The organism is Hymenobacter sediminicola (assembly GCF_014250515.1).
Taxonomy (GTDB): domain Bacteria; phylum Bacteroidota; class Bacteroidia; order Cytophagales; family Hymenobacteraceae; genus Hymenobacter; species Hymenobacter sediminicola.
Genome location: NZ_CP060202.1, coordinates 402,250 through 415,845 on the forward strand (window position 1 = coordinate 402,250; position 13,596 = coordinate 415,845).

A 13,596-nucleotide genomic window follows, 5' to 3' on the forward strand; every position below is an offset into this window, starting at 1 on the left:
CTCTATAGTTTGGTTTATCAACAAGAAAGGCCCGGTCGACGAATGTCGGCCGGGCCTTTCTCTTATCAGGTAGTCTAGGTTAGCGTATGTCGTCCGCTGCAGCTTCGGCCATGACGGGCACGGCTTCGCGTGGCTGCGCACGGTAGTAGAGCGTACTGCAATTGTCGGGGCGAAGTACCTCGCGGGCGGCTGCCTGAATGGCGGCCGGTGTCACGGCCTGTAGGCGGGCACTTTCCTCGTTTACTAGGTTTGCGTCGCCCATTAGTTTGCTGTAGGCTAAGTTCATGGCACGATTCAGTAGCTCGATTTCGCCAAACACAATGCTGGCTTCTGCCTGGTTTTTTACTTTCTCCAGCTCTTCGGTGGATACTTCGGTGGTGTGCAGCGAGGCCAGCACCGCTTCCACCGCCGCATCGGCCGCTTCCAGTGCCACACCAGCGTTCAGCTTGCCGCTTACCACCAGCAAACCGGGTTCCAGCGACCCCATCACGGAGGCCGAAATAGAGTTGAACAAGGCCTGCTCTTTCACTAGCTGCTGATAGAGTCGGCTCGATTTTCCGCGGCCCAGCAGGTCGCTGAGCAAGTCTACAGCATAATAGTCATCGGCACTACGGGCGGGCATGTGGTATACCTTATACAGGGCGCTCAGCGGTACATCGGCGGCTATCTCCAGGAACCGGGCCTCAGTCTGGCGCGGCTCGGCAGGAAGCTGGCGCTCATATACCGGGCCTCCTGGAATTGGCTCGAACCACTTCTCGGCCAAGCGTCGGGCATCGGCCACCGATACGGCGCCGGCTACAACCAGAATGGCGTTTTGTGGGGCATAATGCTTCTTGAAAAAAGCCCGGACATCGTCCATCACCGCGTTTTCGATGTGGCTGACCTCCTTGCCGATGGTAGCCCACTGATAGGGGTGGCGAGTGTAGGCCAAGGGCCGCAGTTTCAGCCATACGTCGCCGTAGGGCTGGTTGAGGTAGTTCTGCTTGAACTCCTCTACCACCACTTTGCGCTGCACTTCCAGCCCGTTTTCAGAGAAAGCCAGATTCAGCATCCGGTCCGATTCCAGCCAGAAGCCGGTTTCGATATTGGCTGCCGGCAACGTGAGGTAGTAGTTGGTGATGTCGGGAGACGTAAAGGCATTGTTTTCGCCGCCTACGCGCTGCAACGGCTCATCGTAGCTCGGAATATTAGCCGAGCCAGAGAACATGAGGTGTTCAAACAAATGAGCAAAGCCCGTGTGAGACGCCTCTTCGTCGCGGGAACCCACATTGTAGAGCACGTTGAGCACGGCCATGGGCGTGGTGTGGTCTTCGTGTACAATACAGCGCAGGCCGTTAGCTAGCGTGAATTCTTCGAAATGAATCATACAAGTCAGAGTTTACAGATCAATAGCCCGCCACTGCGGCCGGGCAGGTAGCGCACACAAGTATGGCTACCGGCGCGCTTCTAGGCGAAGCGTTACGCACGAATCGGTTTTAAGGATGAGGCTCGTGCGGTACCACTTTTCCCAGAAGAACCGTGGTTTGGCCCCACAGATAACTACTAACTGGCCAGCGGAAGTTTCGTTTACTTTCCAGGGTGGCACCCGCACGATGCGGTGGCTATGCTGCATAGCCATAGCGGTGCGGTAAAACGCCGGGCTATCGTTGAACTGCCCATCGTCGCCGTGGTAATAGTCGCGCAGGGTGGGCTCCAGCTCCAGCTGGTGGCGCAGGTGAAAGCCCAGCTGAAGCGACGGTACTTTATAACGATCATCGTAGATGCGTACCAGGGTACGGCACTGGGCCCAGTAGGGAAGGCAGACAATAAGGAATATCCCGCCCAGACGGGCTGCCGGGCTGGGGCGCCAGTGCTGTTGTGAGGCCACGGCCCGGCCCATCTGTAGTAGGCCGCTGGCTGCCAGCAGCGCCAGCAGCGGGAACATGGGCGCGTTGTACCAGTGCAGTTTCGTCTGGGTAAGAGCCAGGGTCAGCATGAACAGGCCTACTACGCACAACACAAACCGCACGAGCCACCATCCCGGACTGCCTTTAGGAAGCCGCCAGCCTAGTAATGCTCCTAATACGGCTGGCACTAGCCAGAACGTAAATTCAGATTCCATCAGGTTGGTTAGGTACCAGTAGAACTCATAGTGGTGTCCTTCCATCTGGGTAGTAGCCGGCCCACCTAGCTCATATTCCCATACGGCGGCCAGGTAGCCAGGAGCCGCACTTTCGCGCACGATGTACCACGTGGCCATTCCGGCGAACAAGGCCAGCAGGGCCAGCCACGGAGCCGGCCGCCGCAGCCGCTGCATCTGGCCTGTGGCTAGAGTAGCCAACAGCAGTCCGGGCCCGAACATGAGCCCGGCTACACCTTTGGTAAAAGCTGCCAGAAAAAAGAACAGCCCCGTCAGCCACGCCGAGCGGTTGCGGCCTTCCTGCAGATAGCGCAGCCAGTTGAGCGCGCCCAACGTGGTCCAGAGAGTGAGAAACGTGTCGTAGTCGCCGGTACGGGTGATGTGCGTGTTGATGTAGCCGCCCGAGGTGAGCAGAATCAGTGCAGCCAGCAGGCCTCCTTCCTTAGTGCCCAGCCACCGTCGGCCAGCCTGGTACACTACCAGCGTAGTGGCCAGTGCTGCCAGCGCTACTGGCAGGCGCAGGCCCAGTTCTGAGAGGCCCACCAGCTTGAAGCTAAGCGCCAGCACCCAGGGCCAGAGTGGCGGCTTACAATTCCACAGGTCGGGCCGCATATCGGCGTCACGCAGCACCAGCCACTCGTTGTTGCGCAATATGTTCAGGCCGTTGATGCCGGTGCGGGCCTCGTCGAACTGCTGAACTGGATGGCTGTCGAGAAGCCAGAAAAGAGGAAGAAACGAAAGCGCAATCAGCAGCAGCACGAACCCGATACGCCACCACTGGGCACGGGAGAGAGAGAAACGGGAAAGCGGAGGCACGAAGGGGAACGGGAGAGGTACTAAAAAACAGAGCCCTTCGAATAGAAGAGCTTCTGCTAGCAAGATAGAAAGAAGCTCATCCCTCTGCAAGCCAGTAGGAGGCCGGGAAGCTGAATGTTATGGGTGCCTGTTTTATGCTGCCACGCCCACTAGAACGAACCCCGCACGCCTACTTGCCATACCCGGGCTACCGGATACACGCTGGCGTCGCGGCCGGCCAGCAACGGGGAGGCGCCTCCACTGCTCACGTTGGGGTCGTAGCCACGGTAGCTGCCTGTCACAAGTAGATTCTGGCCACCTACCCACACGCTGGCGCGGCGCTGGTCTTTGTTTAGCACTTCGTAGCTGAGGCTGAGCTGCGAGAGGCGCACATGGTTGCCGCTTTCCAGGTTCTGGTCGGTGAGCTGGTAAACTGAACCAAACACCTCCGCACCGGGGCGCGGCACCGACGTGTTCTGATTGGCCGGCGTCCAGTAATTCAGTGCCCGGACGGAGTTGTTGATGGTGCCGGTGGGAGCATCAAGGAAAACGAGTGTGGAATTCAGCAACTGGTAGCCGAACAACCCATCGAACTGCGCTTCCAGCTGCCACCGTTTCAGGCGCACTTGCTGATACAGGTTGAGGGTGTAGCGGGGCAGCCCCGAGCCCTGGTAGCGTGCATCGTCGGCATTTAGCCGGCCGTCGCTGTTGGTGTCGCGGAGGCGCACCTGCCCGGCCTGCGGCGAGCTAGCGGGGTAGGTGCCGTCCTGCTCATATACCAGAAAACGCCCTAATGGCTGCCCTTCTTCCAAGCCCTGATAATAGCGGCCGGAAGTGACGGTGCTTGCCGGCATACGCGTTATCAGGTTGCGGTTGGTAGCGGCAGCCAGCGTGCTCAAGGCTTGCACCTGCCCCACCTGCCAATTGCTATTCAAGGTCAACTCCAGGCCCCGGTTGCGCAGGTCCAGTTCAGGGAACACATTTTGATAGCTGAAGCCGCTGGAAGTAGGCACAGGCACTAGCACACCAGACTGTGCGCGGGTAGTTCGGCGCTCATACACAGTGGCATCCAGCGAAAACCGGCTACTCGCTTCGCCCAGATGCAGGCCCGCATCGAAATGAGTGGTACGGTCGGGGGTAAAGTAGCTGCTGGTGCGTCCAGCACCGGCTCGCAACGAGAGAGATTTAAGCGCCGAAACATCTCGCAGAAAAGCCTCCTTACCTGCGTGCCAACGCACCTCGCCGCCCGGGAACAGGTGGTACGCTTCTTCCGGAGAAGCCAACGAAACAACCCCGCTCGAAAAAACCGGCTGGCCCGGTGCATCCACCACTTTATCGGCGCGTACGGATGCCTGCACCTCGTAGCGGCCGGCATACACGTAGCTAAAGCTCGCCGACGGACTGTGCGACGGGTTGGTATACAGGCGGGTGCTGGCTTCACTACCTCCTACGGCCGAAGAGCTTTGGTCGGAAAATTCCTGCCGCATGGCGCGGTTAGTGGACTGTTTGTACTGTTGGTGCAGGTAGCCAAGGCTGGCTCCGAAGGCGTGGCGTTCCTGCAGGGTGCGCTGGTAGCGTATCTCGGCTCCAGCTACCTGGCTGGTTAGGTCTACGGCCGCCGTTTCCTGCCGCTGATAGCGCGAAGTGCCAAACGATGTAGCTGTGGTGTAGTCGGTGCGGTACTCGTCGTCGGTGGCGTTGCGCTCCAGGCCCACAAATGCGCGCAGCGTGAGAGCAGGCGTGACTTGATAGCGAGCCTGCAGTTGCGCCAGTAGCCGACGCGTACGGGGCGTGTGGCCCTCCTCCAGCAGGCGGCCCGGCAGCCCCGATTCGAAGATGGGCACAGGCGTAGCCCAGCGGCCGGGCACGGCGGGCGGGGCCAGCAGAAACTGCCGCAGTAGCGGCCCCGCGTCCGGCTCGTAGCCCGGCTGGCGCTGGTCGAGCTGGCTGCCGGCCAGGTTTAGAGACACTGTAAGCTGCGAATTCAACTGCTTCTCCAGGTTGGTGCGCAAGCTGTAGCGGCTCAGGCGCGAGTTGTGTACCACGCCGGTCTGGCGCAGATAGTCGGCGGCCACATAGTAACGGGTGTTGTTTGTCGTCAGACCATCCAGACTCAGGTTGTGGCTCTGCATGCCTGCCACCCGGAATACTTCATCCTGCCGGTCTGCTTCCCCCAGCGTGGCCAGGTCAGCGGCAGAGTACGGGGCCGGCTGATTGTTGTTGGTGGCGGCCACGTTTACCAAGTCGGCGTACTGGCGGGCATTCAGCAGCTCGTAGCGCTGGCGCACATGCTGCACTCCGGCCCAGCCGGCGTAGCGCACCCGTGGCTTCCGAGCCGCTTGTTCACCGTCGACCCCGCGCTGGGTACTGATGCGGATAACTCCGTTGGTACCCTGGGCTCCGTATTGTGCGGTGGCTGCAGCACCTTTCACCACTTCTATCTGCGCAATGTCTTCCACCGGCATAGCCAGCAACGGATTGCTGACCGGCGAAAAAGGCGTGGTAGGTCCCGGGATGGCAGTATTAGGTAGATCCGAAGGGTAGTTCGGTCCTGTCCAGCGCTCCGGTGTGGCATCCAGATTATACACCGGTATTCCATCTACCACATACAGCGGCTGGCTGCTACCTGTGGCATTGGCTACTCCCCGGATCCGCACCGTGCTCCACGCCCCAGGCGCCCCCGAATACGGCGTCACCTGTACGCCGGCCACCCGGCTCAGAGCAGGCTGCAGCGTGGTGAGGGCTGGCAGAGTGAAGGGGGTTATGGGTATGCCAGGTGCAGTACAATGAAGCGTAGTAAGAAGGCTGTCTGGAGCAGACAAGCTGATATTATCTAGCAAAGGATACTGATTGTCAATAGAAATTGATTTTTGCGCCTGCACGGTAGAACTAGCAGTCAGCAAAAAGATACCAGTAGGAAGAAGTCGGAGCATAGAAAGATATAGGGAAAGAAGGGCCTTCGAAGATAGATGTCGACGGGTAACTCAATTCACAAAAGCAGATAGATAAATTTCCATCCAACCCAAACCCGTACTTTTGGCCCCGATATTCTCCCACCCGCTTCTGCCCCATGAACTTCGACCGAAAGGACTACTCCAACGACACCCTACTTCACCTCTACCAAGCGCTGCTAAAGCCCCGCATGATTGAGGAAAAAATGCTGATTTTGCTACGCCAAGGCAAAGTGAGCAAGTGGTTTTCGGGAATAGGGCAGGAGGCCATTTCGGTGGGCAGCACGCTGGCCCTGGAGCCCGACGAGTACATTCTGCCGCTGCACCGCAACCTAGGCGTATTCACGGGCCGCGACATTCCGCTGGACCGGCTGTTTGCGCAGTGGCAAGGCAAAACCACCGGCTACACCAAGGGCCGCGACCGGAGCTTTCACTTCGGCACTAACGAGCACCACATCGTGGGTATGATTTCGCACCTGGGGCCGCAGCTGGCGGTAGCCGGAGGCATTGCCCTGGCTGATAAGCTCGAAGACCGCCCCAAAGTAACCGTGACCTACAGTGGCGACGGCGGCGCCTCCGAAGGCGACTTCCACGAGGCCCTGAACGTAGCGGCCGTGTGGCAGCTGCCGGTCATCTTCATCATCGAAAACAATGGCTACGGCCTGAGCACGCCCAGCCGGGAGCAGTTCCGCTTCAACTATTTCATCGACAAAGGTCCTGCCTACGGCATGGACGCCGTGCAGGTAGACGGCAACAACGTGCTGGAAGTCTACGATACCGTGCGCCGCCTTGCCGAAGACTTGCGCCAAAACCCGCGCCCCGTGCTGCTGGAGGCTCTCACGTTCCGAATGCGCGGCCACGAGGAAGCTAGCGGCACCAAGTACGTGCCCCAAGAGCTGTTTGAGGAGTGGGCCCAGAAAGACCCGGTGGAGAACTACGAAAAGTGGCTGCTACAGGAAGGTATTCTGGACGAGGAAGCCCGCATGCGCTACCGCGAAACCATTAAGCGCGAGATAGAAGAAGGCCTGAAAGTGGCCGACGCCGTGCCCATGCCCACCGCAAGCCTCGAAGAGGAAATTGGGGACATGTACCGCAGCTTCCAGCCCGATGCAGCCCTGAATCTAACCACCGGCAACCAACAGCCGACCACCGATAAGCGCTATGTAGACGCCATTTCGGACGGGCTGCGCCAGAGCATGGAGCGCCACCCCGACTTGGTGCTGATGGGCCAGGACATTGCCGATTACGGCGGAGTATTCAAGATTACGGATGGCTTTGTGGGGCAGTTTGGCAAGGGCCGGGTACGCAACACGCCTTTGTGCGAGTCGGCCATTGTGGGCGCGGCGCTGGGCCTGAGCATCAAGGGCAAGAAGGCTATGGTGGAAATGCAGTTCGCCGATTTCGTGAGCTGCGGCTTCAACCAAATTGTGAATAACCTCGCCAAAAGCCACTACCGCTGGGGCCAGAACGCCGACGTAGTGGTGCGCATGCCTACCGGTGCGGGCACGGCCGCTGGTCCGTTTCATAGCCAAAGCAATGAGGCCTGGTTTACGCACACGCCCGGTCTGAAAGTAGTGTACCCTAGCAACCCCGTAGACGCCAAGGGCCTGCTCTGCGCCGCTTTCGAGGACCCCAACCCAGTCATGTACTTTGAGCACAAGCTGCTGTACCGCAGCATTTCGGCGCCAGTGCCGGACGCCTACTACACCACGCCCATCGGGAAGGCCGCGCTGGTGCGCGAGGGCGAAACGCTCAGCATCATCACCTACGGCGCGGGTGTGCACTGGGCGCTTGCGCTGGCTGAGGAGCTGAACCTGGACGCCGATATCCTCGACCTGCGCACCCTACTGCCCTGGGATGAGGAGGCCGTGCGCAAAACCGTGGAGAAAAATGGCCGTGTGCTGCTGCTCCACGAAGATACCCTCACGGGCGGCTTGGGCGGCGAAATCGGGGCCTGGATTGCCGAACACTGCTTCCAGCACCTCGATGCGCCGCTGGTGCGCGTGGCCTCACTCGATACGGCCATTCCATTTTCCCCCAGCCTCGAAAAGCAGTTTCTGCCCCAGCACCGCCTGCGGCTGGCCGTGGAAAAGCTGCTGAACTACTAAACGCCGGAGCAGGACGGCTTTCATTCCAAAAAGGCCACCCTATTGCGCGAAGCTGAAGCAACTGTATGGTTGTTCGGCTGAATCTTAAGAGAATAAAGCGCTTAAAACGGCGCTCCGCTGAACATGGCGGCTAAGTACCTTACCACTACTATGAAGCGAATCGGAATCTTATGGCTGCTTGCACTGACGCTGCTGGCTGCCTGCCAAAGCCACCGCTACGCGTTGCCTAGCCCCAAAGGTCCGCCCCAGCCCAAGGTAAAAAAGGCAGCCAAGGGAGCCGACGATGCCAATGCTGACGGCACCAGCACCAGCGCCGAGCCGGTGGAAGTGAAAATTCAAAAGAACAGTTATACCAAAGATGGGTTGCTGAAAAAGCCCAAATACGAGCGCCGCAAGCTGAAAAAGAAAGTTGGCCAGCGCAAGTTTCTGGGTATCACGCTGCCCTTCTAGCTTCGCCGCAGCCCGGCATGGATTGATTATTGTGCTGGTTTTGCCTTCTGTCCCGTTTGCCTCCTCCCGTTCCCACTCCCGATGCGTTTCCTGCTCCTGCTTCTCGGCCTGTTCTGTTTCTCTGCTGCTGACGTGTCGGCGCAGATTGTGAAGACCAACCAAAAGGTCCAGAACCGCCGCGCCCTGCGCGACGCCCGCAAGTACCCGGCGCCGTACAAGGACTCGCACCTGGCCGTGAACAAGGACGACCTAAAACGGGAAGGCGGGGGCCGCTCTGTAGAGGCCGAAGACGACCGGGATAGTTATAAGTTCGACAATACCGGGGCTGCCCGCGTAAGTGAACCAAGCTACCCTGCTTTACGTCTTCGGAAGAAGAAAAAAGACAACGCGGCTACCAACTAACCACTCTTGGCTATGACTCCCTGGCTCCCCCTGACCCAACCCGAACAACTCCTGGATATCGTGCGCGAGTCGCAGGAAGCACCAGTTATCATCTTTAAGCACAGCACTTCCTGCTCCATCAGCGCTGCGGCCAAAGGCAAGCTGGAGCGCCAATGGGCCGATGCTGGGCTGGATGACACCAAGATATACTACCTGGATTTGCTGCGTTTCCGCCCTATCTCCAACGAAATAGCACAGAAATTTGGCGTGCAGCATGAGTCTCCGCAACTACTCCTGATTCAGGACGGAGAGTGCCGCTACGATGCCTCGCACATGGGCATCCGGCTGAGCGACGTAAAGCAAGCAGTCAAATAGACCGTTATCGGCTAAAAAAAGAACGCCCTGCAGTAGCGGGGCGTTCTTTTTTGGCTGTTGAATTGGCCCACGTTAGCCAGCGTACTCAAACTGAACCTCCTGCTGGATTTCCGGGTTGAGGCTAAGAGCCACCGGACAGGTGCGGGCAGCATTTTCGAGCAGCACACGCTCCTTTTCTGTGAGCGAGGCCGGTAGCCGAAAATGCACGTCAATCTGCCGGATACGCCGCGGCTCGGTAGCCATGTGCTTAGTCACGTCGTACGTGACACCAGTCAGATCCAGGTTGTGGCGTTCGGCCACAATTCCCATAATGGTCATCATGCAGGAGCCCAGCGCGGCACTAACCAAGTCGGTTGGTGAAAACGCTTCGCCCCGGCCGTGGTTATCCACGGGAGCATCGGTCAGAATGGTGCTGCCGGAGGCGGAATGGGTGGCTTCGGTGCGCAAGTGGCCGGCGTAGCGGGCGGTGGCAGTGCTCATAGTTGAATCAGGTAGGAAGTAAGTTCGCAACAAGATGATGCTCGCAAATTTACGTACTTTCGACAGGCTGCCCGCCGGGCACCCCGGTCGGTCCGTCTTTCCATACGTCCTAGCCCCTTTGCGTCCCGTGCGACATATACTCTCTCTTGCCAGCCTGCTGGCGCTGCTTAGTCCGCTTGCTGCTCAGGCGCAGGGTGCGGCCGCTGCCCCCAACGACGACCCCTCTTACCGCAAGGAATTTGTATACGGCCTCAACTTCAACACGCGAGGTGGTCTGATTGGCGGCCTTTCGGTGCGCTCTTCGCGGGTTCTTAACGAGAAATGGTCGCGCTACTGGAGCATTGAGGGCGTAGAGGTGAAGCACCCGAAAGAGCGTCGGCTGCCCAGCTACAACGGTGGCTCTTTTGTGCGCGACAAGGCCAACTACATGTTTGTGCTACGGCCCACGGTAGGAGTGCAGCGCGTGATTTTTCGCAAGGCACCTGAGTCTGGTGTGCAGGTGAACGGGTTGTTTGGCGCCGGCCCATCCATTGGGTTGTTGATGCCTTATTATGTGTACTACGACTACACGGACCGCAATAGCCAAGGCCAGGCCACTGGCCCCGACGACATCCGCGCCGAAGCCTACGACCCACAGAAACATTCCAATATCAACCTGATTTTCGACCGGGCCCCGCTCTTTTCGGGCATCAATGAGGTAAAGCCCTATGTAGGTGCCCACGTTCGGGGGGCGCTTAGCTTTGAGTATGGCCGCTACCGCGACGCCGTGGCGGGCATCGAAACCGGATTTCTACTAGAGCTTTATGCTAAGCGGCCGTCCATTATCCGCTCCCTCAACGTGGATGACAACACCATCAACAACCGGTTCTACCCATCTGTGTACCTCACCATTTATTTAGGCTCGAGAAGCTGATTTTCTGGGAGTGGCCGTCTTCATCAGCAAATGAGACTTGATTTGTCCGGCTCCACAGGGCTGTGGCAAACAAAGTCTCATTTTTTGTGTCTCACTAGCTGGCATCCGCCCCGCATTCCTACTTACCCCCTTACCTTTGTAGCATGGAAGATTTGCTGCTGACCTTGCCTATCATACAGCCCGAACCCGTAGCGCCCGCTAAGGCGCGCAAGCCAGACTGGTTGCGGGTGAAGCTGCCTGTAGGCCCTGAATACGCGGCTGTTCGCCGCTTAGTGGATGAACATAAGCTGCACACCATTTGTGAAAGCGGCAACTGCCCCAACATGGGGGAGTGCTGGGGTGCCGGCACCGCCACTTTTATGATTCTGGGCAACGTGTGCACACGCTCCTGCTCGTTTTGCGCAGTAGCCACCGGCCGCCCTACCGAATATGACCTCGACGAACCCCGCCGTGTGGCTGAAGCCATTCAGCTGATGGGGGTGAAGCATGCTGTCATCACATCCGTAAACCGCGACGAACTCAAGGACCGGGGCGCCAGCGTGTGGTACGAAACAGTGGTGCAAACCAAGCGCCTCTCGCCCGAAACCACCATCGAAACGCTGATTCCAGACGTGAAAGCCAACTGGGACGCCTTAGATACGATGATTGCCGGCGGCCAAGAAGTGGTGTCGCACAATATGGAAACCGTAGGTAGCCTCTACCGGCTCGTACGCCCGCAAGGCAAGTACGACCGGAGCTTGGAGCAGATTCGCCGGACCAAAGAGGTTGGGCGGCGCACCAAGTCGGGTATCATGCTAGGGCTGGGCGAAACCAAAGATGAGATGTACAAGGCAATGGATGACCTGGTAGCCAATGGCCTCGACATCCTGACGCTGGGCCAATACCTGCAGCCCACCAAGCGCCACTTGGAAGTCGCCGAATTTATCCACCCTGACCTGTTTGCGCACTACCGCGAGGAAGGCTTGGCTCGCGGCCTGAAATACGTAGAGAGCGGCCCATTGGTGCGCAGCTCCTACCACGCCGAGCGCCACGTAAATGTGCCGATTTAGTCGGCGCCTGATTTCTAATCGAAAAAAGCCCCGTCTGACTTCAGATGGGGCTTTTTGCTTTCCTTATTTTCGGCGAGCGGCGTCGCGCCGGTCCTGCTGCTCGTAAACATACGCTTGCAAATTGTCGTTGCTGACAAATAGTAGTCGTACTGACTGACCCTGCGCCAGCATCCCATTGCGCTTAGTTGCTTCTATCAGACGGCGGCTCTGGCGGCCCATGAAGCGGCTCCATTGCACTACTACCGTATAGTCGGTGGCGGGCTGAGGTGGCAAAAGATGGCCTTCGGGAGTGCGCAGATAGCTCAAATAGGTAGTCAATGGCAGAATAGTATCGAGGGGAGCCTGTGGGGCAGGCGGAAATTGGTTCAGGCCGCCCTGATAGTTCCAGTTGATATTCGGGAAACCACCCCCAGCATAACAATTGACGTAGAAACAGCGCAGTTGGCCTGTGGCGTCGTAGTAGGAGACTTGTAAGGGCTGGTAATGATTCTTGACTGCCACCGAGTCGCGGTTGTACTGGCGCGCCAGAAACTGCCGGTAGCTGGTGTCAAGCTGTACCAGTTGCGCTTGTTCGATGCCGTAGCGTTTAGCTAGTTGGCGCAACTCCGGGCCCGGCACCTGCCGCAACCCTCTGATACCGTAGATGCTTTGGAACACAGTCTGGCATCCTGTTAGTAAACCGAACAAGCCTGTACCTACCGCTAAGGCAATAATTCTTACGTATTGGTGCATAAAAAAGCCTCTTTCCGAATGAAGAGGCTTTTCTAGAATCAACGGTTGCAATTCCTTGCTTTTAATTAGCGGCGCACATTAGCATCCTGGGGTGGGAATGTGCCTAGAATGCTGTTGACGATGCGGTATACTTCGGGTTCCGAAATGGTCTGCTTGTCCACTTGGGCCTGTCCTTGTCCGCGCCATGCCAGTTCCTTGCGGCGAGAATCCACGAAGTCGATAATGACCGTGCCAGCCTTGTAGTTCGTAACGTAACCGCTATTATACAAGCCCCCATAACGGTATCCATACGGGTAGCCGTAAGGACCAAAACCACCATAATTGGCCTGCTGCTTATCTTCTACTTTGGCCGAGTAGGCCACGTACAGGTCGCCACCCTTCTCAGTATAGGAAATGCCCTTGGAGGTCATCTCCCGCTCAATGGCAGTTCGGATGCGTTTATCTAAAAACGACTGGTAGCCCTGAGCCGGACCACCTTCCGTGTCATTGGTCTGTGTAGGGTACCACGACCAGGTTTTGAAAGCTTGGAAATTGACAGAATGGTCGAAATCAGAAGTGACGCCAACCCGGGAAGAGGCCGCGCAACCAGCTGTTCCGAACAGTATGGCTGTACTCACAGCCAGTAATGTGGCAGTACGGCCAAAAAAACGAGTGAAACGAGTCATATGGAAAGCAAGTAAGAGGAAAACACTAGATGCCTAGAAACACTCTGCTAAGGGCAGAATAAGGCTTTTGGTTTGTATTATGTCAACATAGCCGTGCCAGCCAACGTTCCACGAAACCTATGTTGAAGCGTCGCAGCCGGGAAAATTATTGCGGGCAAATTTCAATTCATTTTAGGAATATATCTATCTTACCCAACCCTAAACACTTGCTATGAACCGAACCTTACTCTTTCTTTTCAGTTCGCTGAGCCTTTTTGCCTGTACTACTACCAAAGAGGATACTAGCGGCTCCCGTACAAGCAAAACTCCTGTTGCCCACAATACAGTGGTAGAATGTATTCTGTATGATGGAATGAAAAAGACTTCTCCTCAGCTGGTTACTATTACGGCTGGCACCGAAGTACAGGTTACAGATACCGTGGACTACTATTTTATGAAAGCCCGCGTAACCAAAGATGGTAAGACCTACGATGGCTACATGCAGCGGCAGTGCTTCGGCAACCGCAACTAGTACCCGGCAAGCATATCCCTAAGCAAAAGCCCCCGCAACTACAGTTGCGGGGGCTTTTGCTTAGGGG

13 protein-coding genes are annotated in these 13,596 nt (G+C 57.6%); 7 read left to right on the forward strand and 6 right to left on the reverse strand.

Annotation, left to right across the window (positions count from 1 at the left end):
- Positions 1 to 79: 79 nt before the first annotated feature.
- From H4317_RS01780 to H4317_RS01790, 3 genes are all read right to left on the reverse strand, one after another.
- A complete protein-coding gene (locus H4317_RS01780) occupies positions 80 to 1,366 on the reverse strand; it encodes a M16 family metallopeptidase (protein ID WP_185888488.1) in 1,287 nt (428 codons plus the stop codon).
- A 66-nt stretch (positions 1,367 to 1,432) separates the two neighbouring features.
- On the reverse strand, positions 1,433 to 2,935 hold the full coding sequence (locus tag H4317_RS01785; RefSeq protein WP_185888489.1) for an ArnT family glycosyltransferase: 1,503 nt from the start codon (positions 2,933 to 2,935) through the stop codon (positions 1,433 to 1,435).
- A 149-nt stretch (positions 2,936 to 3,084) separates the two neighbouring features.
- A complete protein-coding gene (locus tag H4317_RS01790) occupies positions 3,085 to 5,847 on the reverse strand; it encodes a TonB-dependent receptor plug domain-containing protein (protein WP_185888490.1) in 2,763 nt (920 codons plus the stop codon).
- Positions 5,848 to 5,984: 137 nt separating this feature from the next.
- On the opposite strand from H4317_RS01790, the gene H4317_RS01795 reads away from it, so the two are divergent.
- The 4 genes from H4317_RS01795 (at position 5,985) to ytxJ (ending at position 9,179) form a co-directional block, all read left to right on the forward strand.
- On the forward strand, positions 5,985 to 7,973 hold the full coding sequence (locus tag H4317_RS01795) for an alpha-ketoacid dehydrogenase subunit alpha/beta (protein ID WP_185888491.1): 1,989 nt from the start codon (positions 5,985 to 5,987) through the stop codon (positions 7,971 to 7,973).
- Positions 7,974 to 8,123: 150 nt separating this feature from the next.
- Entirely contained in the window at positions 8,124 to 8,423 is a 300-nt protein-coding gene (locus H4317_RS01800) for a hypothetical protein (RefSeq protein WP_185888492.1), read from the forward strand.
- A gap of 81 nt (positions 8,424 to 8,504) precedes the next feature.
- Positions 8,505 to 8,825, forward strand: a complete 321-nt coding sequence (locus H4317_RS01805; protein WP_185888493.1) for a hypothetical protein — start codon at positions 8,505 to 8,507, stop codon at positions 8,823 to 8,825.
- Between the two features lie 12 nt (positions 8,826 to 8,837).
- Positions 8,838 to 9,179, forward strand: a complete 342-nt coding sequence (ytxJ, locus tag H4317_RS01810; RefSeq protein WP_185888494.1) for a bacillithiol system redox-active protein YtxJ — start codon at positions 8,838 to 8,840, stop codon at positions 9,177 to 9,179.
- 72 nt (positions 9,180 to 9,251) lie between these two features.
- Here the strand turns inward: ytxJ and H4317_RS01815 are convergent, their stop codons facing one another.
- Positions 9,252 to 9,659: an OsmC family protein gene (locus H4317_RS01815; RefSeq protein ID WP_185888495.1), complete on the reverse strand. Its 408-nt coding sequence runs from the start codon at positions 9,657 to 9,659 to the stop codon at positions 9,252 to 9,254.
- A 127-nt stretch (positions 9,660 to 9,786) separates the two neighbouring features.
- On the opposite strand from H4317_RS01815, the gene H4317_RS01820 reads away from it, so the two are divergent.
- Together H4317_RS01820 and lipA are read left to right on the forward strand one after the other, a co-directional pair.
- On the forward strand, positions 9,787 to 10,572 hold the full coding sequence (locus H4317_RS01820) for a hypothetical protein (protein WP_260625777.1): 786 nt from the start codon (positions 9,787 to 9,789) through the stop codon (positions 10,570 to 10,572).
- A 155-nt stretch (positions 10,573 to 10,727) separates the two neighbouring features.
- Positions 10,728 to 11,621, forward strand: coding sequence for a lipoyl synthase (lipA, locus tag H4317_RS01825; RefSeq protein WP_394368199.1), 894 nt, complete (start codon positions 10,728 to 10,730; stop codon positions 11,619 to 11,621).
- Between the two features lie 63 nt (positions 11,622 to 11,684).
- Here lipA and H4317_RS01830 read toward each other — a convergent pair whose 3' ends face one another.
- Positions 11,685 to 12,278 carry a hypothetical protein gene (locus tag H4317_RS01830; RefSeq protein WP_185888496.1) on the reverse strand — a complete coding sequence of 198 codons (594 nt, stop codon included), beginning with the start codon at positions 12,276 to 12,278 and terminating at the stop codon, positions 11,685 to 11,687.
- A gap of 140 nt (positions 12,279 to 12,418) precedes the next feature.
- Positions 12,419 to 13,018, reverse strand: coding sequence for a DUF4136 domain-containing protein (locus H4317_RS01835; protein WP_185888497.1), 600 nt, complete (start codon positions 13,016 to 13,018; stop codon positions 12,419 to 12,421).
- Between the two features lie 352 nt (positions 13,019 to 13,370).
- Between H4317_RS01835 and H4317_RS01840 the strand changes: the two genes are divergently transcribed.
- Positions 13,371 to 13,529 carry a hypothetical protein gene (locus H4317_RS01840; RefSeq protein WP_185888498.1) on the forward strand — a complete coding sequence of 53 codons (159 nt, stop codon included), beginning with the start codon at positions 13,371 to 13,373 and terminating at the stop codon, positions 13,527 to 13,529.
- Positions 13,530 to 13,596 lie beyond the last annotated feature (67 nt).